The 19,821-nt window shown below is 50.9% G+C and carries 16 protein-coding genes and 1 CRISPR repeat array; all 16 genes read left to right on the top strand.

Annotated features, from left to right (window positions below):
* The 16 genes from ABS784_RS12580 to ABS784_RS12505 all read left to right on the top strand — a co-directional run bounded on the left by ABS784_RS12580 (position 1) and on the right by ABS784_RS12505 (position 19,422).
* A complete protein-coding gene (locus ABS784_RS12580; protein ID WP_063192768.1) occupies positions 1–321 on the top strand; it encodes a UxaA family hydrolase in 321 nt (106 codons plus the stop codon).
* A complete protein-coding gene (locus tag ABS784_RS12575; protein WP_096225105.1) occupies positions 293–1,459 on the top strand; it encodes a UxaA family hydrolase in 1,167 nt (388 codons plus the stop codon). The genes ABS784_RS12580 and ABS784_RS12575 overlap by 29 nt, the downstream gene beginning before the upstream one ends.
* Before the next feature lie 47 nt (positions 1,460–1,506).
* Complete coding sequence (locus ABS784_RS12570) at positions 1,507–2,466, top strand: sugar kinase (RefSeq protein ID WP_013145107.1); 960 nt, start codon at positions 1,507–1,509, stop codon at positions 2,464–2,466.
* Positions 2,467–2,482: 16 nt separating this feature from the next.
* Complete coding sequence (locus tag ABS784_RS12565; protein ID WP_013145108.1) at positions 2,483–3,139, top strand: bifunctional 4-hydroxy-2-oxoglutarate aldolase/2-dehydro-3-deoxy-phosphogluconate aldolase; 657 nt, start codon at positions 2,483–2,485, stop codon at positions 3,137–3,139.
* Positions 3,140–3,141: 2 nt separating this feature from the next.
* The gene (gene dgoD / locus ABS784_RS12560; protein ID WP_131872275.1) at positions 3,142–4,290 is read left to right on the top strand and encodes a galactonate dehydratase; all 1,149 of its coding nucleotides are present in this window, start codon (positions 3,142–3,144) and stop codon (positions 4,288–4,290) included.
* 217 nt (positions 4,291–4,507) lie between these two features.
* Positions 4,508–5,512 carry a C-terminal binding protein gene (locus tag ABS784_RS12555; RefSeq protein ID WP_144329576.1) on the top strand — a complete coding sequence of 335 codons (1,005 nt, stop codon included), beginning with the start codon at positions 4,508–4,510 and terminating at the stop codon, positions 5,510–5,512.
* Between the two features lie 241 nt (positions 5,513–5,753).
* Positions 5,754–7,469 carry a sigma-54 interaction domain-containing protein gene (locus ABS784_RS12550; protein WP_352512720.1) on the top strand — a complete coding sequence of 572 codons (1,716 nt, stop codon included), beginning with the start codon at positions 5,754–5,756 and terminating at the stop codon, positions 7,467–7,469.
* A 194-nt stretch (positions 7,470–7,663) separates the two neighbouring features.
* Positions 7,664–8,851 (top strand): iron-containing alcohol dehydrogenase, encoded by a 1,188-nt coding sequence (locus ABS784_RS12545; protein ID WP_131872279.1) that lies wholly within the window; start codon positions 7,664–7,666, stop codon positions 8,849–8,851.
* 201 nt (positions 8,852–9,052) lie between these two features.
* The gene (locus ABS784_RS12540; protein ID WP_069304306.1) at positions 9,053–10,513 is read left to right on the top strand and encodes a CoA-acylating methylmalonate-semialdehyde dehydrogenase; all 1,461 of its coding nucleotides are present in this window, start codon (positions 9,053–9,055) and stop codon (positions 10,511–10,513) included.
* Between the two features lie 509 nt (positions 10,514–11,022).
* The gene (locus ABS784_RS12535; RefSeq protein ID WP_223813678.1) at positions 11,023–11,298 is read left to right on the top strand and encodes a UPF0175 family protein; all 276 of its coding nucleotides are present in this window, start codon (positions 11,023–11,025) and stop codon (positions 11,296–11,298) included.
* Complete coding sequence (locus ABS784_RS12530; RefSeq protein WP_021322439.1) at positions 11,291–11,794, top strand: PIN domain-containing protein; 504 nt, start codon at positions 11,291–11,293, stop codon at positions 11,792–11,794. Before ABS784_RS12535 ends, ABS784_RS12530 begins: the two co-directional genes overlap by 8 nt.
* A 142-nt stretch (positions 11,795–11,936) precedes the next feature.
* The gene (locus ABS784_RS12525) at positions 11,937–13,385 is read left to right on the top strand and encodes a PTS mannitol transporter subunit IIBC (RefSeq protein ID WP_352512684.1); all 1,449 of its coding nucleotides are present in this window, start codon (positions 11,937–11,939) and stop codon (positions 13,383–13,385) included.
* 311 nt (positions 13,386–13,696) lie between these two features.
* Complete coding sequence (locus ABS784_RS12520; protein ID WP_020279060.1) at positions 13,697–15,787, top strand: BglG family transcription antiterminator; 2,091 nt, start codon at positions 13,697–13,699, stop codon at positions 15,785–15,787.
* 5 nt (positions 15,788–15,792) lie between these two features.
* Complete coding sequence (locus tag ABS784_RS12515) at positions 15,793–16,236, top strand: PTS mannitol transporter subunit IIA (protein ID WP_020279061.1); 444 nt, start codon at positions 15,793–15,795, stop codon at positions 16,234–16,236.
* Positions 16,236–17,396, top strand: a complete 1,161-nt coding sequence (locus ABS784_RS12510) for a mannitol-1-phosphate 5-dehydrogenase (RefSeq protein ID WP_014196024.1) — start codon at positions 16,236–16,238, stop codon at positions 17,394–17,396. Before ABS784_RS12515 ends, ABS784_RS12510 begins: the two co-directional genes overlap by 1 nt.
* A gap of 180 nt (positions 17,397–17,576) precedes the next feature.
* A CRISPR array of direct repeats spans positions 17,577–18,404; the repeat unit is 30 nt; unit sequence GTTTTTATCGTACCTATGAGGGATTGAAAC.
* Between the two features lie 100 nt (positions 18,405–18,504).
* Positions 18,505–19,422 (top strand): Rpn family recombination-promoting nuclease/putative transposase, encoded by a 918-nt coding sequence (locus tag ABS784_RS12505; protein ID WP_352512681.1) that lies wholly within the window; start codon positions 18,505–18,507, stop codon positions 19,420–19,422.
* Positions 19,423–19,821 lie beyond the last annotated feature (399 nt).

Below are 19,821 nucleotides of genomic sequence, written 5' to 3'. Positions count from 1 at the left end.
ATGTCGCCCTATCGTTTCGTAATCTTAAACCCAAAAGACAACGTCGCCACTGCCTTGGATTTTATTCCAGCTGGAAGCGTCGTAAAAATTACCTATCAAAACCGGGAACAGGACATCACCATAAAGCAACCTATTGAGTTTGGGCACAAGTTTGCCATTGTGCCAATCAAACAAGGAGAAGATGTTTTAAAGTATGGGGAAGTAATCGGGGTTGCTTCGAATGATATTGCCGAAGGAGAGCACGTTCACGTCCATAACGTGGAAGGAAAAAGGGGAAGGGGAGATCGAAAGCATGGAAAACGCTCAATTTTGGGGGTATAGACGTCCTGATGGACGGGTGGGAGTTCGAAACCATGTGCTCATTTTACCGACCATTGTGTGTGCTACTCAGGCGGCAAGACAAGTGACGGAGCTGGTCCATGGCACGGTCACTTTCATTCATCAGCACGGATGCGCCCAAGTAGGAGTGGATTATGAACAGACGTTCCGTACGTATGTCGGCATGGGAACAAATCCGAACGTATATGGCGTCGTGGTGATGGGGCTTGGCTGTGAAACCCATCAAGGAAGAAGCGTGGCTCAAGAAATTGCAAAAAGCGGCAAGCCGGTTGAGCTTGTATCTATTCAAGATCATGGTGGAACACTCGGGGCGATTGCCGAAGCGGCGAGAATCGCCACGAAAATGGTGCAAGACGCTTCAACAGTCATGCGCGAGCCGTTTGATGTCAGCGAATTGATTGTTGGAACGGAGTGCGGTGGATCCGATGCATGCTCCGGTCTTTCCGCTAACCCGGCGGTTGGGTATGTCAGCGACATGATTGTCGATAGAGGGGGAACGGTCGTTTTAGCGGAAACGACTGAACTGATTGGAGCCGAACACCTTTTAGCCAGCCGTGCCGTTAATGATCGAGTGGCGAAAAGGGTCTATGAAGTCATTGAAGCCATGGAGAAACGGGCCATTATGATGGGAGTGGACATCCGCACTGGGAATCCAAGCCCTGGAAACCGAAAGGGGGGACTCACCACTCTCGAAGAAAAATCGCTTGGAGCAGCAGCCAAAGCTGGAACGAGACCTTTGCAAGAGCTGATCAATTATGCTGAGCGTCCGACAAAAAAAGGGCTCGTTTGGATGGACACTCCGGGGCATGATATTGAGCAGCTGACAGGAATGGTTGCTGGCGGGGCGCAGATCGTATTGTTTACGAGTGGGCGCGGCACGCCAACCGGATCGCCGATTGCACCGGTAATCAAAATCGCTACGAATACCCCAACGTTTGAGCGGATGAGGGAAAATATGGATGTCAATGCTGGCACAATTATCGAAGGAAAAGAGTCGCTTGAATCCGTAGGGAGGAGAATTTTCGATGAATTGCTCCTTACTGCCTCGGGAAAGCTGACCAAATCTGAGATCTTAAAACAGCACGACTTTGGTATTTGGAGAATTGGACCGACATTTTAAACCGATGTTTCGGTCGATGATGAAAGCAAACGCTTGGAGGGCTCATCATGAAAACGCTCGACGTCGTCACATTTGGAGAAACGATGGTCTTATTTACATCCGAAGCCATGACTCCGCTTGAGTACAGCAGTCATTTTTCGAAACAAATTGGGGGAGCTGAATCGAACGTCGCCATCGGGTTACAAAGACTCGGCCATTCCGTCGGCTGGTTTAGCAAGTTAGGAAATGACCCGTTTGGAAGGTATATCCATAAATTTGTGAGGGGCGAGGGAGTTGATACATCCCGATGCATTTATACGGATGAAGCTCCAACAGGGATTTTCTTTAAAGAGAAACGTTCGCCTTCGAATATAAAAGTCTATTATTATCGCAGGAACTCGGCAGCTAGTTTGCTGTCTCCTGACGACTTGGATGAAGAGTATATCGCCAATGCAAAGTTTCTTCATATTACGGGAATTACCCCCGCCCTCAGCACGTCGTGCCGAGAGACGGTGTTCAAAGCTATAGAAATAGCGAAACGGCATCGTGTCAAAATTGTGTTTGACCCGAACATTCGACTGAAGCTATGGACGATTGAAAAGGCAAGACAGGTGCTTATGGAAATCGCGGCAGAGGCAGATATTATCTTGCCGGGTCTTGATGAAGGAGAATTGCTGTCCGGTCGAAATACCCCCGAGGATATTGCCCGTTTTTTTGGAGAGGAAAAACTGGTCATCATTAAGCTGGGAGAGCGTGGGGCGTATTATCAGTTTGGCTGCGAAGAAGGATATGTCAAAGGATTTGCTGTGACACAGATCGTGGATCCGGTGGGAGCGGGCGACGGCTTCGCTGCTGGGGTTATTAGTGGACTTTTGCAGAACGTGCCAATCTCTGAGGCGGTTAGGCGAGGGAATGCAGTCGGTGCGATCGTGGTGGGGACGAATGGAGATGTTGAAGGGTTGCCAACTAGAGAAGAACTCGATGAATTTTTGCAAGGTGCCGCGTACCAACGAGATGTAAAACGATAAAGGGGGAGAGACAAGTATGGATAAGCTTGAGCATTTAAACCGGCTGAAGCAATCTAAATTGGTCGCGGTAATTCGAAAACCGAAACGGTCGCAAATTTTTCAGATTGCTGAGGCTCTTATCGACGGGGGAGTCGAGGTGCTCGAAGTGACGGTGGATAGCCCTGGCAGTTTTGAGATGATCGCTGCACTGAAGGAAACGTTCGGAGACAAGGCGATCGTTGGCGCGGGGACTGTCCTCGATGCGGAGACAGCCAAACGGGCGATAGAAGCTGGTTCAGACTTCATTTTTTCGCCTATTTTCGATCAAGAAATGGTCTCTTTAACCAATCGATACGGGAAAATCTCTATTCCTGGCGTGATGACCCCGACGGAAATCGTTAAGGCGTATCAAATGGGAGCTGACCTGTTGAAAGTATTTCCAGCCGGTTCTTTAGGCCCGAAATATTTTAAGGAGCTAAGCGGTCCGCTGGAACATATTCCACTGATGCCGACAGGTGGTGTAACGTTGGATAATGCGGCGGAGTTTATCCGCAACGGTGTGGTCGCTGTAGGGGTAGGAAGCGCTTTATTAGATAAACGGGCTATTGAAGAAGAGAGATTTGATGTAATTAGGGAAACAGCGCAAAAATTTGTTGAAACGGTCAGAAACGCTTTATCAAGAGAGGGAGAATGAACATGAAAATAACGAAGTTCGAGACGTTTCTTGTCCCGCCGCGGTGGCTGTTTTTAAAAATCAGCACGGATGAAGGAATCTCGGGGTGGGGGGAGCCGATTGTCGAAGGAAGAGCCGGTACCGTACGAGCAGCGGTGGAGGAGCTCAGCGACTACTTGATCGGCAAAGATCCACTGGCAATTGAGGAGCATTGGACCGTTCTTTACAGGGGGGGGTTTTACCGTGGAGGCCCCATTTTAATGAGCGCCATCTCGGGAATTGATCAAGCGCTTTGGGATATTAAAGGGAAATACTTCAACGCCCCGGTTCATGAATTGCTTGGCGGCCCGGTTCGCGATTCTATTCGGGTTTACAGTTGGATTGGTGGCGATCGTCCAAGCGACGTTGCCGAAGCGGCTAAAAAAGCGAAAGAAACAGGGTTTACGGCAGTAAAAATGAATGCAACAGAGGAGCTTCAATATATTGATTCGTTTAAAAAGATTGAGGAAGCGGTCGAAAGGGTGGCCGCGGTACGTCAAGTGACAGGTGACGAATTTGGGGTTGGAATCGATTTCCATGGGCGTGTTCACAAGCCGATGGCGAAAATTTTAGCGAAAGAGCTTGAACCATATCACCCAATGTTTATTGAGGAACCAGTATTACCCGAACATAATGAAGCGTTAAAAGAAATTGCTAGACATTCCAATATTCCGATCGCAACCGGCGAACGAATGTTTTCACGCTGGGACTTCAAAACGGTTTTATCTGACGGGTACGTCGATATCATTCAGCCTGATCTTTCTCATGCCGGCGGTATTACCGAGGTAAGAAAAATTGCTGCAATGGCTGAGGCGTATGATGTTGCTTTAGCTCCCCATTGTCCGTTGGGGCCGATTGCATTGGCAGCCTCTTTACAAGTGGATGCTGTGTCGTACAACGCTTTTATCCAAGAACAAAGCCTTGGCATTCATTATAATCAAGGGAATGATCTTCTTGACTATTTAGTGGACCCCTCTGTGTTTGAGTATCGAAACGGGTATGTCAAAATTCCACAGGGCCCCGGTTTAGGAATAGAGATTAACGAAGAGTATGTGAGAGAAATGGCAAAAGTTGGACATAATTGGAAAAATCCCGTTTGGCGTCATGCTGACGGTTCCGTTGCTGAATGGTAGATATAAAGCAGTTTTTTGGGATTTCGGCTCTTCACCCACAAAATATGCTTAACAAAAACAGACTCAAAGACTCGATGATAGAGAAAATCAAAATGGATTTTCTCCTTTTTGTTCCATCTATCTTGTTTGGAGCAACATTGCAATCATGATTGTCTAAAAACCAAGCACGTCTTTCAGCGATAAATCCGAATTTTTCACGAAATGGAGGAAGAACGATATGGATAGATTTAAAGTTGTGGTGACAGACTACGAATTTCAAACGTTGGCACCTGAACAAGAAGTGCTTTCATCTCTCAATGTGGAGTTTGTCGCCACTCAGTGTCGTACAGAGAAGGAAGTCATTTCCGCGTGCAGGGACGCCGACGCCATTATCAACCAGTATGCTCCAATATCTGCAGAGGTAATCGCACAACTGGAAAAGTGCAAAATCATTTCCCGATATGGAGTCGGTGTCAATACAGTTGATGTAGACGCTGCCACCGAAAAGGGTATTATTGTAGCCAATGTAACGGACTATTCGATCGATGAGGTCTCGGATCACGCGCTGGCGCTGTTGCTTTCGCTAGCTCGCAAAATCGTCAAATTGAATCACGAAGTAAAGAGTGGTACATGGAATTTTAATGTCGGCAAGCCGATTTACCGGCTGCGGGGGAGAACGCTCGGTCTTGTGGGATTGGGAAGAATTCCGCAAGCGTTGGCAAAAAAGGCCCAAGCTTTTGGACTGCGCGTTATTGCCTATGACCCGTACGTCCCCGCTAAGGTGGCTGACGAGCTCAATGTTCAACTGCTTGGACTGAACGATGTGTTCCGACAGTCGGACTACATTTCCGTTCATGCCCCGTTGACTAAAGAAACAAAAGGAATGATCAGCGACGAACAATTTAACTTGGCGAAAAAGGAATTGATCATCGTCAACACGGCTCGTGGCCCGGTCATTGATGAATCCGCTTTAATTCGCGCTTTACAAGAGGGAAAAATCAGCGGCGCTGGGCTCGATGTGACGGAATGTGAGCCAATCCAACCGGACAACCCTCTCCTGAAAATGGAAAACGTGGTCATTACTCCTCATGTAGCCTGGTATTCTGAGGAATCGGAAAAAGAATTAAAACGGAAAACCGCTCAAAACGTTGCCGATGTATTGTCGGGATATTATCCCACCTATCTTGTCAACCATAACGTCAAGGAAAAGATGCATTTGAAAGAGAAAGGGCTTTATGTATAAACAGTCTTGGGGAGTCCGCGTTTGGGACCATTTGGTGTATATGATAAAAAGATGTTGATAACACGGTACGATCAAGGTAGGCGAAGGCCTACCTTTATTTTTGCGGGCGTCAACACGCACTGTACTTTGGAATATACGTATGCTCCCATGGATGATTTTCAAGCAAAAGCAAACAGAAGGATTTTTCCATGCCAACGACGAACGATACGAAAAGGAAAAGATGGCGAAAAGGGGGATGACGATGACGAGCAATGGCGACACCTCGCCGATGGTCAGCCGCTGCCAAACGTTGCAAGAAGTCATGCAACGGATGGCGGCTCTTGGGCTTGGGTCGGTGAACGTGATCGATGAGCACGGCCGGACGGTGGGGCGGTGCACGTGGCGGCTGATGCTGTGGGCGGCAGCGGATGGGCTCGATCGTTCTATGACGATCGGCGAGGCATTGACGGTGCTTTCTGACGAGGGGGAAACGAAACAGGAAGGCGTCTGCGCTGCAATGCCAATGTCCGAAAGCGATTCCAAAGCAACGAATGAGCTCGAGCGACTGCGGCGTGAGTTGGAGGAAACGCACCGTCTGGCTGAGACGATGAAAACGGTGTTGGATGCGGCGTACGAAGGGGTGGTCGTTGTCGATGAGGACGGCGTGGTTCGTGAAATCAATCGGGCGTATTGCCAGTTTCTTGGCATCCGCCGGGAAGAGGCAATCGGCAAACATGTGACGGAAGTGATCGAAAACACCCGTCTGCACATTTGCGTTCAATCGGGCATTCCAGAAAGAGGATATATTCAAAAAATTTACGGCCAGCCGATGGTCGTGCACCGCATTCCGATTTGGCGTGATGGTAAAGTGATCGGGGCGGTCGGGATGCTTATTTTCCAAGGAGTATCGGAAGTGTATGAAATTTTTCGGCGCCTGCAGGAACTGTCGCGCGAGGCAAGCCGGAAGGAGAAGCAAGAGACGGGAGCGAAAAAGCAGGAGGAGATCGCCTCCGCCCCGAAAGGAATCGAGCGCATCATCGGCCGCCACCCGGCGATCGCCGCTGTGAAGCAGATGATTCGTCGGGCGGCGCGCGTGCCATCGACGGTCTTGATTACCGGTGAAAGCGGGACAGGAAAAGAAGTGGTGGCGCGGGCGATCCATGAAGCTGGGCCGCATGCGGATGGACCGTTTGTCAGCGTGAATTGCGCCGCCATTCCTGAGTCGTTGTTGGAAGCGGAACTGTTCGGCTATGAAGATGGGGCGTTCACCGGTGCGAAAAAAGGGGGCAAGCCCGGCAAGTTTCAACTCGCCCATGGAGGGACGCTGTTTTTGGATGAAATCGGCGATATGCCGCTTGCCATGCAGGCGAAAATTTTGCGCGTCTTGGAAGAAAAGAAAGTGGAAAAAGTCGGCGGACTATACGAAACCAAGGTGGACGTGCGCATTATTGCCGCGACGAACAAGCCGCTCGAGGAGATGGTGCGGAATGGAACCTTTCGCGAAGATTTGTTTTATCGGTTGAATATCATTCGCATTCATCTTCCGCCATTGCGCGAGCGGAAAACGGATATTCCCGCGCTGTTGGCTTACCATATGGATCGGATGTGCCGGCAGTTTGGCGTCGCGTTGAAGTCGTTTACCAAAGAGGCCATGGAAGTGCTTGTCCACTATTCATGGCCGGGGAACGTCCGCGAGCTGGTCAACGTCGTCGAATGGCTGATCAGCATGGGCGAAGGGGAAAAAGTAGAACGCGAACACTTGCCGTCTTACTTGTCGACCGTTCAACCGGCAGCCTCGTCTTTGCCAAACGGTGGTGTGAAGATGGCTGATCGGTGGAAAGAAATGGTCTATCAATCGGAACGTGAGCGCATCGCTGCGGCGCTGGTGGCGGCGGGCGGAAACAAGGCGGAAGCGGCAAGGAGGCTCGGCATTCACCGCTCGACGTTATATGAGAAGCTGAAAAAATACGGATTGTAGGCAACGGCGGCAAAGCCGTTGTTTTTTGTTGCTCTGTTGGATAAGTGTCTGGTATTGTAGGAGAAATGTCTGCTTACTGTCGGTGAACGCGTTTTTGTTTCGAAACAGCCCCCTTATCATGGCGTCTTTTGTATGTTGGCACGGAATTTGCTTCATAAGGAAATGAAACCGTTGTCAAAAAAGGAGGGGAAACAATGTACGAATTGTTGGTGCCCAGCCGGGTTGTGTATGGGCGCAATACGTTCGCCGAAGTCGGCCCACAGGCAAAAGCGCTCGGGACGAAAGCGCTGATCGTCAGCGACCCGGTGATGGAGAAAATCGGCCTTGTCGCCCGTTGCGAGCAATACTTGCAACAGGTGGGGATGACGTTTGCCAAGTACACAGGGGTTGACACGGAGCCGACGGATGTCCATGTGAAGGAAGCGCTTGACGTCTGCCGGAGCGAGCAGTGCGATGTCATTATCGCTCTTGGCGGCGGCAGCAGCATCGACGCCGCCAAAGCGGTGGCGGTGATGATCACGAACGAAGGAACGATCAGCGACTATGTCGGCAATCAGAAACGGTTTACCGAAAAACCGCTGCCGCTCATCGCCATCCCGACGACAGCCGGAACGGGTTCAGAAGTGACGAAAGTAACGGTCATTATCAATACAAAGACGGACGTCAAAATGATGATTTCCCAGCCGGCGCTGCTTCCGGCCGTGGCGATCGTTGATCCGCTTCTCACCATCTCATGCCCGCCATCCGTTACCGCGGCGACCGGTGTCGATGCGCTTTGTCACGCGATTGAGGCGTATATTTCCCGACGCGCCCATCCGGTGACCGATGTGTTAGCTCTATCCGCCATTGAGGCGATCATCGGCCATTTGCGCCGGGCGTACGAAAACGGTCAAGACATCGAAGCGCGGGAGAAAATGGCGATCGCGGCCATGAAGGCCGGCATGGCCTTTTCCAACGCCTCGGTGACGCTCGTGCACGGCATGTCGCGGCCGATCGGAGCGCTTTTCCACGTGCCGCACGGCGTATCGAACGCGATGTTGCTGCCGGGGGTGCTTGAGTTTACAAAAGACAGCGCCATCGAACGATTGGCGGTGATCGCCCGAATCATCAAGCCGCCGCTCAAAGACGTTTCCGATACGGAAGCGGCTGAGGCGCTCGTTGAGGAAGTGAAACAGCTTTGCCGCGATTTGCACATCCCGAATATGAAAACGTGGGGCATTGACAAAACAGCGTTTGACAAGGTGGTGGACAAAATGGCGGCTGACGCGCTTGCGAGCGGCAGCCCCGCCAACAACCCGAAAGTGCCGACGCATGAGGAAATTGTGGCATTGTACCATTATTGTTACGACTATCAGTACGACACCAAAACCGTAAGTTCGTAAATGAGTCCGGCGGCTGGGATGGCGATTGCAGGACGCATGACAGCGACCAGCAGCAAACAGACAGCAAAGAATGCCGCTTTTTGGAAGCGTTCAGCCCGCCGGCCGTTTCCGCGAAAGGAAGCGCTCGCCGATCATCCATAGCTCTTGTGTGCGTTCATGAACCAATCTTTTGAAAGATCGACTAGAAAGGTGGTTTCATTCATGAGCTCTGTAACCGAAACAAAAACATTGAAAAACTTTATTGGCGGCCAATGGGTCGCCTCGACATCCGGAAAAGAAGAAATCGTGCCGAACCCGGCAACGGGGGAAGTATTGGCGAAAGTGCCGCTTTCCTCGCGCGAGGAGCTGGATGCAGCGGTGGCGGCCGCGAAAGAAGCGTTCCGCGAATGGCGCAAAGTCCCGGTTCCACGCCGTGCCCGCATTTTGTTTCGCTATCAGCAGCTGTTGGTCGAACATTGGGACGAACTCGCTAGACTTGTGACGCTAGAAAATGGCAAAGTCTATGAGGACGCCTACGGTGAAGTGCAGCGCGGCATTGAATGCGTGGAGTTTGCGGCCGGGATTCCGACGCTCATGATGGGCCAACAGCTGCCGGATATCGCGACCGATATCGAATCGGGGATGTACCGCTACCCGCTCGGTGTCGTCGCCGGGATTACGCCGTTTAACTTCCCGATGATGGTGCCGTGCTGGATGTTCCCGCTCGCGATCGCCTGCGGCAACACGTTTGTGTTGAAGCCGTCTGAGCGGACGCCCATGCTGGCCAACCGCTTGGCTGAACTGTTCACCGAAGCCGGACTGCCTGCAGGAGTGTTGAATATTGTTCACGGAGCGCACGAGGTCGTGAACGGCATTTTAGAACATAAAGATATTAAAGCCGTTTCGTTCGTCGGCTCGCAGCCGGTCGCCGAGTATGTATACAAAACAGCCGCCGCCCACGGCAAGCGGGTGCAGGCGCTCGCCGGTGCGAAAAACCATTCGATTGTCATGCCGGACGCCGACCTCGATATGGCGGTGACGAACATCATCAACGCCGCGTTCGGTTCGGCGGGCGAGCGGTGCATGGCGTGCTCGGTCGTCGTTGCAGTCGGCGATATCGCCGATGAGTTGGTCGAACGGCTCAAAGAAGCCGCCGACCGCATCCAAATTGGCAATGGGCTCGACAAAGGCGTCTTTTTAGGCCCGGTCATCCGCGAGTCGCATAAAGAGCGGACGATCAAATACATCGAAATCGGCGAAAAAGAGGGGGCGCTCCTTGTCCGCGACGGACGCCGCGACTCGGCGACAAGCGGAAAAGGGTATTTCATCGGTCCAACGATTTTTGACCATGTCAAACCAGGCATGGCGATTTGGACGGATGAAATTTTCGCCCCGGTCTTGTCGGTCGTCCGCGCCCGCGATCTGGACGAAGCGATTGAGATCGCCAACCGATCGGAATTTGCCAACGGCGCCTGCATCTACACCGACAGCGCCAAAGCGATCCGCCAGTTCCGCGAAGAAATCGACGCCGGCATGCTTGGCGTCAACGTCGCCGTCCCGGCGCCCATGGCGTTTTTCCCGTTCTCGGGCTACAAAAACTCGTTTTACGGCGACCTCCATGCCAACGGCCGCGACGGCGTCGAATTTTACACGAGAAAGAAAATGGTGACGGCGAGATATTAGTAAAATAGGCTGTAAGAGGGTGTCCCAAAAGGATCGGGACACCCTTTCTTATTACCGTATATAGACAATATGTTGTGTTTTGTTAAGGAAAATTACCCTTTTGGGTCAGTCCCCTTTTTATCACCTCGAACCGAGAAGGCCTCAACTTCCAAGCATGAGCGTAAGTGGGGGATGAACCGGCGTCTTCCACCAACGATCTTCCCCTTGCACCAAAAGAACAAAGGAAGGGCTTCGATTGCGATCTTTTTGAGGAAGCTCAACGGTGGGATGCACAGGGATGGCTTAGCTGACAGCTTACCGTATGTTAGGGTGTTCCCGAGAATCCCCTACTTCTCTACGTGAGCGCGGGTGGGGAGTGTTCAATTGAGTCGGTTTCATTTCTATCGTGTTGAGCGTGTAGTAAAAAATTTGGAAATGCTATTCGTTCCGTGACAGCATCCAAAAGGCGCGAAGTGTGATAGAATAAAATAAAAAAGGGTGTGAGTTCAATGGCCATGGACTACTTTCAGGTGAACTTGCCGAAAGAGTTTTTGCCCGCCATTAATGAATTGGAAGGCAACACAGTTGAGGCAAAAATAAAGCTTTCATTGGCGATTGGTTTGTTTGTTGGAAAACAGGTGACGCTGGCGAAAGCGGCTGAATTGGCAGGAAAATCCTTAGGGGAATTTATCGATGTATTGCGTTCGAAGGCGATTCCTTGGATGGAATATACGGAGGAACACATCAAAGATGATTGGGACACGGTGCAAAAATTGAGCAAAGAAAATAGGGATCACAATGAGTAGGGTTACGGTTAATTCTACACCGATTATAGGTCTGTCGATCGTTGGTCAATTGACTCTTTTGTCTGAACTATTTGATGAAGTATATGTTCCGGAAGCTGTCTATCAAGAAATTGTTCATAACCATGCCCCACGCCATTATGGAAAAGAGGAGCTCAAACGATTGGTCAGCGAGGGGGTGTTTAGGCTATACCATGTAAAAAATCGCAGCCTTGTTGAAAGTTTATATGGAAAATTCCATGCCGGGGAGTTAGAAGTTATTATTGGAGCGAAAGAACTTGGTGCTCAAGTCGTTGTGATTGATGAGCATGCTGCCAGATCATTGTCGAAACAATTCCTTTTACGGCCTATCGGTACAATCGGAGTTTTGATTCTGGGAAAGAAAAACAGGAAAATAGCGGAAGTCAAGCCGCTGTTAGACACTTTGCTTGAAAATGGATTTTATCTCTCCCAACGTCTCTATCGAGAGGCGTTGTCGTTGGCAGAAGAAACGCCGTAACCCCGCCCGCCGCGCTCGGCTTTTCCTTTTTAAAACCTGTCAACAACCCCCTTGACAAAATCGCGTTTACTTATCATTGAAGGGCCGGTTGTAAGCGTTTTAAGATAAAGGTACAGTCAAGCCAAAAAGGAGGAACAGCTTTATGACGCATACAACCGGAAACGAAACAGGCTTCCGTGTGAAGATTCAGCGGTTTGGCGGTTATTTGAGCGGCATGATTATGCCGAATATCGGGGCGTTTATCGCCTGGGGGCTGATTACCGCCCTGTTTATCCCGACCGGCTGGCTGCCGAACGAGACGTTTGCGAAGCTCGTCGGTCCGATGATTACGTATTTGCTGCCGCTGTTGATTGGCTATACGGGCGGCAAAATGGTGTACGACGTCCGCGGCGGTGTCGTCGGGGCGACGGCGACGATGGGCGTGGTCGTCGGTTCGGAAATCCCGATGTTTTTAGGCGCGATGATCATGGGGCCGCTTGGCGGTTATGTGATCAAAAAGGTAGACGGGCTCTTCCAAGGAAAAGTGAAACAAGGGTTTGAGATGCTCGTCAACAACTTTTCGGCCGGGATCGTCGGCGGCGTGTTGACGCTGCTCGCCTTTAAAGGAGTCGGCCCGGTCATTTCTGTGATCAGTAAAACGTTAGCGGCAGGAGTGGAAAAAATCATTGATTGGCACTTGTTGCCGCTGGCGAACTTGTTCATCGAGCCGGGGAAAGTGCTGTTCTTGAACAATGCGATCAACCATGGAATTTTAAGCCCGCTTGGCGTCGAACAAGCGGCGAAAACCGGAAAATCGATTTTGTTCTTGCTGGAAACGAACCCTGGTCCAGGGTTGGGGATTTTGCTGGCGTATTGGCTGTTTGGCAAGGGGATGGCGAAACAATCGGCGCCGGGGGCAGTCATTATCCACTTCCTTGGCGGGATTCATGAAATTTACTTCCCGTACATTCTCATGCGACCGATTTTGATTTTGGCAGCCATGGCGGGCGGCGTGAGCGGCGTGTTCACGTTTACGGTGCTCCATGCCGGGCTGGTGGCGGTGCCGTCGCCGGGAAGCATTTTCGCCTTGCTGGCGATGACGCCGAAAGGGAATTATTTCGGCGTGCTAGCCGGCGTGTTCGTCGCTGCAGCGGTGTCGTTCCTCGTCGCTTTGATTTTCTTAAAAGCGGCGAAACAATCCGAAGAGGAAGAAGAGTTGACGAAAGCAACGGAAAAAATGGAACAGCTGAAAGGAAAAAAGAGCCAAGTGGCTGCCGCATTGCAACAGAAAGAAGCCGCTTCGGCAGCTGTGGCCCAAGCGGTTCCTGGCCGCGTGAAGAAAATTGTGTTCGCGTGTGATGCGGGAATGGGCTCGAGCGCGATGGGAGCATCGATTTTGCGCAACAAAGTACAAAAGGCCGGGCTCGATATCGAAGTGACGAATACAGCGATCAACCAGCTTCCGGCCGACGCCGACATCGTCGTCACCCATCAAAACTTGACCGACCGGGCGAAGGCGAAGTTGCCCAATGCGTACCATGTATCGGTCGAAAACTTCTTAAACAGCCCGAAATACGATGAATTGATCGAGCAATTGAAAAAGAACGCGTAAATCGGCATGAGACGCAGGGGAAATGGCGTTCCCCCTGCGTTTTGCTTTGTGATTTCCCGTTTACCTCGACGGCTAGGGGCACTTTCCTCCGCTCCCATCCGCATAGATGTGCCCGACCGCGGTGAACTTCGTCAAACGACGAAAGAGAAAAGTACATGCAAAATTAAAATCTGTCAACAATAACAATGACGAAAACGAAACATCTATTCATTGTCAAATCAAGAAAAAAGCCCTTAAAATAAGAATGGAAGAGGCAAAGATTTATTTCAAAAATGTCAACAATGCTGTTCCGTGATGGGAGGTGAACGGCGATGTACGTATCGGCACGGGAGCGGAAGTTGCTTGAACGGTTGTTGGCGGACGATAGGGACATAACAGTCGGCGAATTGGCGGAGGAACTGAATGTCAGCGCCCGCACGGTTCATCGTGATTTGCAAGGTTTGGAATCGGTCTTCCGCCGCTATGGGCTTAAGCTCGCGAAAAGAGCAGGAGTCGGCGTCCGCCTCGTCGGGGAAGAGGAAAAGAAGCAGGCGCTGGCCGTAGAGCTGTTTCGCCTTTCTCATCATGAATACACCCCCGAAGAGCGGCAGCTCATGATTTTAATTGCGCTGTTGGAAGCCAACGAGCCAGTGAAACTTGTCACATTGGCCCATGACTTGAACGTCACGGTCGCCACTGTCAGCTTGGATTTGGACAAATTGGAACAAACGGTAGAAGCGTACGGGCTTTCGCTCATTCGCAAGCGCGGATACGGGGTGGAGCTTGCCGGTTCGGAATCAGCGAAACGGCGCTTGATGAGCGACTTGTTGTTCCGCCATGTTGATGAACACGAATTTTTGGCATTGATGAAAGAGACGATCCAAAAACGGACGGACGCTCCGCTTGACACCGTGGCGGAGAAGCTGCTCGGGCTTGTGGACAGAAAAAAGCTCGCTGTCATTGAGCAGCAAATCGAGCAAGTGAAAGAAAAGCTTCCGTTTACGATGGCCGACAGTTCGTACATCGCCTTCGTCGTCCATTTGGCGCTCGCCATGGAGCGCATCAAGCGGGGAGAAGCGATCCACTTCGATCCGCGGGATCTGCAGGCGTTGCAAGCGACGAAAGAATATGAGATCGCGCATGAGCTCGCTGAATCGTTAGAAAAAGTCTTTGACGTTGACATCCCTAACGAAGAAGTCGGCTATATGACGATGCACTTGATGGGAGCGAAATGGCGCAGCCGTCAAGGAGCAATGATGGAAGAGCCAAGCTTGGCCGTCGGCATGAAGGCGCAACAACTCATCCGCTTTGTCAGTGATAAGCTCGGCGTTGATTTATCCGCCGACCGTACGTTATACGAAGACCTTGTCGTCCATTTAAAGCCGGCTCTGTATCGCCTCGAACACGGAATGGGGGTCGCCAATCCGCTGCTTGATCCAATCAAACAAGACTATGCGGAGCTGTTCGCCATTGTCTCAGATGGGGCGCGGCAGCTGTTTGGCGGCATTCCGATCCCGGATGAGGAGATTGGCTATTTGGTGCTCCATTTTGCGGCCGCGCTCATGCGGGAGAAAAAAGGCTGGCGGGTGTTAGTCATTTGTTCGAGCGGGCTTGGGACGGCGAAAATTTTAGCGACGAGGCTGAAAAAAGAGATTCCGGACATTGTTTCGCTGGAACAAGCTTCCGCGTTTGAATGGAAAGGAAAAGATGTCAGCGCGTACGATCTCGTCATCTCGACCGTGCCGCTTCCTGAGGAGTATGGGCCGCATATCGTCGTCAGCCCGATGCTGACCGAGGAGGAAGCGCGGAAGATTCGCGAGTGTTTAGAGCGAAAATCGGCCGCTGAAAAGCGGATGAGGAAAGAGTCAACCGCACGGCGAAACAGGCCAGCCATCGACACGATGAAGGCGGTTCGGCGCATCAGCGAGACGATCGTCCACATTTTGGACGGTTTTTCCCTCGAGGTGGTCAAGAGGCGCTCTGTTCATGAAATATTGACGGACGCGTGCCGCCGCCTCGAACGAAGTGGCGTCATTGTCGATGCCGATGTCGTCATCGAGGAGCTGCGGCGCCGCGAGTCGCTTGGCGGGCTTGGCGTCCCTGGCACGACGCTGGCGCTTTACCACGCTCGAAGCTTCGCTGTCCTTCGTCCGTCTCTGACGATGTACCGACTTGATTCGCCGCAAACGGTGGCGGGGATGGACGGGGAGCCGATGGAGATCAACACGGTCGTGTTGCTTCTCGGTCCTGCTGATGCGGATGAAGAGGTGCTTTCAGTATTAAGCCATGTGAGCACGTTGCTCGTAAAGAACGAGCAAAGCGCGGCCACGTTGGCTTATGGCGGCGAAGACGAAGTGTATTCGCTTATTAGCGGCCATTTGGAACAATTTTTCGATGATTATTGGATATCGATGAAGGAGTGACACGGATGTTGACCCATTCGATTTTAAACAAAGAAAACATTGTGCTCAATGCGCAACCAAAAACGAAAGAAGAGGCGATCCGCCTCGCCGGCGAGGTGTTGGTCAAGCAAGGATATGTCGCCCCGGCATATGTTGATGCGATGCTTGAACGGGAAGAACTGACATCAACGTATATCGGCAACAACGTCGCCATTCCGCACGGAACGGAAGCGGCAAAAGCGCTCGTGAAACAGTCCGGCATTTCGATCGTGCAAGTTCCGGACGGCGTCGATTTTGGAGGCGGCAACATGGCCACGATCGTCATCGGCATTGCCGGCAAAGACGGGAAACATTTGGATATTCTTTCGAAACTCGCACTCGTCTGCGCCGAAGCAGACAATGTGGCCGCCATGGCGAACGCCAAAACGGCCGAGGAAATTCTTGCGCTGCTCCATGAGGTGAACGGCTGATGAGGGCCGTCCACTTTGGCGCCGGCAACATCGGCCGCGGCTTTATCGGCAGCCTGCTGGCGGCGTCGGGATATGACGTCGTGTTCGTTGATGTCAATGAACAAATCGTCCGTTTGCTGAAAGAGCGGGGGGAGTATCGCGTCATTGTTGCCGGCGAGCGGCGCGAAGAACAATGGGTGCGCGGCGTTTCGGCCCTGAACAGCCAAACGGAGCGGGAAGCGGTCATCGAGGCGATCGCAGACGCTGATTTGGTGACGACCGCGGTCGGCCCGCACATTTTGCCGGCTATTGCGCCAGTCATCGCCGCTGGGCTTGAGCGGCGCTTCACGGTTCATCAGAAGCCGCTTCACGTCATTGCCTGTGAAAACATGATCGGCGGCACGGAAACGCTGAAAATGCACGTCTTTGCCCATCTTTCCACGGCTGGGCAGCAGCTGGCAGATGAAAACGTTGGTTTTCTCAACTGCGCGGTCGACCGCATCGTGCCGAATCAGACGAATGACGATCCACTCGCTGTCACGGTGGAACCGTTTTTCGAATGGACGATTGAAACGCGAAACGTCATCGGCACTGTTCCGCCGATTCAAGGGGCTCATTTTGTCGCTGACTTAGAGCCGTATATCGAGCGCAAATTGTTTACGGTCAATACCGGCCATGCGTTGGCCGCTTACTTAGGGTATCTGCGAAACTACAAAACCGTCCAGGAAGCGATGAACGATGAAGGTATTCGATTGAATGTCGAGCAAGCGCTCAGTGAGTCGGGAGCCGTCTTATTGAAAAAGCACGGATGGCATGAGGAAGAGCACCGTTCCTATATCAAAACGACGATCGGGCGTTTCACCAACCCGTCCCTTTCCGACGATATCGTCCGTGTCGCCCGTTCGCCGATCCGCAAGCTCGGGCCGAACGACCGGCTCATCGCTCCGGCGACGCAATACTGCACACTATTTGGCAGCGTTCCTGCTGGTCTCGCCAAAGGAATTGCCGCGCTGTTGCGCTTTGATGATGCGAGCGATGCAGAAGCCGCCGCTCTGCAACAAACGATCGCACACCACGGAATCGAAGGAGCGCTTCGGCAATACGCGGGGCTTGAGAGTGCGCACCCGCTTGTGGCCGCGGTGAGGGAAGAGTACGGGAGAATGGAGAAAAACAAAAGCTGACCGCCTTTCAAATGTCGTCGACCTCCAATCGTGCAAAAACCCCGGGGGATCGACGACAATATTTTTTTGCGTCAAAATCCTACAACCAACACGGCTCAACAGTATTGACAGAATTTTTGAAACGTGATATTCTGAAAACAGCCAAAAGGGGAAAAGCTTGATTTTATGCGAATGGTTTGGGTTTTTATCGTACCTATGAGGGATTGAAACAAAGTGAGAAGTGCCGACGGAACAACCATTCTATACGTTTTTATCGTACCTATGAGGGATTGAAACATCAAGCGAAAGGAGGAACGCCAATGAACGAAAAAGTGTTTTTATCGTACCTGTGAGGGATTGAAACTCGACATCATCCTGGCGGCGGATGAGGAGCAAGTCGGTTTTTATCGTACCTATGAGGGATTGAAACCCTCGTAGTCACCAAAATGGTGACAAAAGCGCGTAAGTTTTTATCGTACCTATGAGGGATTGAAACAACAAGCTGATAAACTGGTTTAGAACGGCTTTCAGACCGTTTTTATCGTACCTATGAGGGATTGAAACTTTTAGGTTTTTGTATCTCCCGAACTCTAGCCCACCGTTTTTATCGTACCTATGAGGGATTGAAACAAAATGCCGATCAATGAGATATGGATAAAAAAAGAGCGTTTTTATCGTACCTATGAGGGATTGAAACATCGTCACGTCTCCTACAAGCATGTTTTCCATGCCGTTTTTATCGTACCTATGAGGGATTGAAACAGTCCGACGTCGCGGCGTTTAGCCGTCTAGCGATTGTGTTTTTATCGTACCTATGAGGGATTGAAACCATTTTCTGCCACAAGTCCGACACTGTCGGACACCCAGTTTTTATCGTACCTATGAGGGATTGAAACTAGACCGCTTTCTCACGCTGGCGCTCCTCCCTCCCCGTTTTTATCGTACCTATGAGGGATTGAAACATCTGTTCAACAGTTAAATCACGTGGTACAGGAATACGTTTTTATCGTACCTGTGGGGGACTGAAGCGCTATACAGTACGGTACAACTTTTTCTGTCCCCGATGCAGGATTTTCACCCCCTGCTTGCGAATGGATAGAATTGAACACGTTCAAAGAGGGGTGATGGAATGGCTATTGACCACGACCGGTTGTTTAAAGAACTGATCCAAACGTTCTTCGAAGAGTTTCTTCTCCTCTTTTTTCCCGACATGCATGAACACATTGATTTCAGCCATTTGTCCTTTCTGTCCGAAGAACTGTTTACCGATGTCACGGCAGGTGAAAAATACCGCGTCGATCTATTAGTCGAGACGAAGCTGAAAGGGGAGGATGGGCTGATCATCGTTCATGTGGAGAATCAAAGCTACGTGCAACCATCGTTTCCAGAGCGCATGTTTATCTATTTCAGCCGTTTGTTTGAAAAATACCGCACCCGCATCGTTCCGATCGCTGTCTTCAGCCATGACACCCTCCGCGAAGAACCGTCCGTGTTCTCAATCGAGTTTCCCTTTGGCGACGTGCTGCAGTTTCGCTTTTTCCCGGTGGAGTTGCGCAAGAAACATTGGAGAGACTATATCCGGCATGACAATCCGATTGCGGCTGCCCTCCTTGGCAAAATGGGGTATACTGAAAGTGAGAAAATTGAGTTGAAAAAAGAGTTTTTGCGCATGTTGGTGCGATTGGAGCTGGATGAAGCGAGGCAACGGCTCTTGTTGGGCTTTTTTGAAACGTATGTGAAGCTGTCGGAGGAGGAAGAGCAACAACTGCAAAGAGAGGTGAAGGAGATGGAAACGACAGAAAAAGAGAAAATGTTGGAGCTGATCATTTCCTATGAGCAAAGGGGAAGAAAACAGGGGTTGGAAGAAGGAATTAAACGCGGGATTGAACAAGGGATCAAACAGGGAATGAAACAAGGAATGAAGCAAGGAATGAAACAACTGATCCGCAACATGGCGCGCAAAGGAATGAAGGTGGAAGATATTGCTCGGTTGGTGGATCTTCCAGAGCAAGATGTTTGGGAATTGCTTGAAGAGCAGGGAAATTAAACACAAGAGGCGGCTATCTAACGAGGACGGTTGGCGGCGACAAAAGAGGCAGATGAAATCATTGATTCGTAAGTGATAGATTGTAAAAAAACGGATGATTGTCCTGTCGCATAAAAGATGAGGAACGAAAGTCAGAAAGTATGTACTGTACCAAAGTTTTATGTACCGTCTGCTTTGAAGGCTGGCGGTCTTTTTTTGTTTTGAGACTCCAGCGTTCCGCTAGGTGCTTGATATCAGGTCTGATTATACCTCCATGAACAAAATGCACAAAATTCATTTTATTTTCTGTAGATGAGCATTTTTCATTACAATAATTTCCATTGTTAGAGAGACAAACAGGGTACCCCTTACGCGATACGGAGCTGTTTTTTGATCACATCAATGGGAATATCTTGCTTC

This window comes from Geobacillus sp. G4 (assembly GCF_040327975.1).
Taxonomy (GTDB): Bacteria; Bacillota; Bacilli; order Bacillales; family Anoxybacillaceae; genus Geobacillus; species Geobacillus thermoleovorans.
Note: the sequence above shows the minus strand (reverse complement) of the source record. Positions and strands in the feature narration are given on the sequence as shown.

Coding starts and splice junctions, on each gene's coding strand:
- ABS784_RS12510 (WP_014196024.1), top strand. CDS start 16,236: ATGAGGGCCGTCCACTTTGGCGCCGGCAACATCGGCCGCGGCTTTATC.
- ABS784_RS12550 (WP_352512720.1), top strand. CDS start 5,754: ATGACGAGCAATGGCGACACCTCGCCGATGGTCAGCCGCTGCCAAACG.
- ABS784_RS12545 (WP_131872279.1), top strand. CDS start 7,664: ATGTACGAATTGTTGGTGCCCAGCCGGGTTGTGTATGGGCGCAATACG.
- ABS784_RS12520 (WP_020279060.1), top strand. CDS start 13,697: ATGTACGTATCGGCACGGGAGCGGAAGTTGCTTGAACGGTTGTTGGCG.
- ABS784_RS12515 (WP_020279061.1), top strand. CDS start 15,793: ATGTTGACCCATTCGATTTTAAACAAAGAAAACATTGTGCTCAATGCG.
- ABS784_RS12505 (WP_352512681.1), top strand. CDS start 18,505: ATGGCTATTGACCACGACCGGTTGTTTAAAGAACTGATCCAAACGTTC.
- dgoD (WP_131872275.1), top strand. CDS start 3,142: ATGAAAATAACGAAGTTCGAGACGTTTCTTGTCCCGCCGCGGTGGCTG.
- ABS784_RS12540 (WP_069304306.1), top strand. CDS start 9,053: ATGAGCTCTGTAACCGAAACAAAAACATTGAAAAACTTTATTGGCGGC.
- ABS784_RS12565 (WP_013145108.1), top strand. CDS start 2,483: ATGGATAAGCTTGAGCATTTAAACCGGCTGAAGCAATCTAAATTGGTC.
- ABS784_RS12575 (WP_096225105.1), top strand. CDS start 293: ATGGAAAACGCTCAATTTTGGGGGTATAGACGTCCTGATGGACGGGTG.
- ABS784_RS12525 (WP_352512684.1), top strand. CDS start 11,937: ATGACGCATACAACCGGAAACGAAACAGGCTTCCGTGTGAAGATTCAG.
- ABS784_RS12580 (WP_063192768.1), top strand. CDS start 1: ATGTCGCCCTATCGTTTCGTAATCTTAAACCCAAAAGACAACGTCGCC.
- ABS784_RS12555 (WP_144329576.1), top strand. CDS start 4,508: ATGGATAGATTTAAAGTTGTGGTGACAGACTACGAATTTCAAACGTTG.
- ABS784_RS12530 (WP_021322439.1), top strand. CDS start 11,291: ATGAGTAGGGTTACGGTTAATTCTACACCGATTATAGGTCTGTCGATC.
- ABS784_RS12570 (WP_013145107.1), top strand. CDS start 1,507: ATGAAAACGCTCGACGTCGTCACATTTGGAGAAACGATGGTCTTATTT.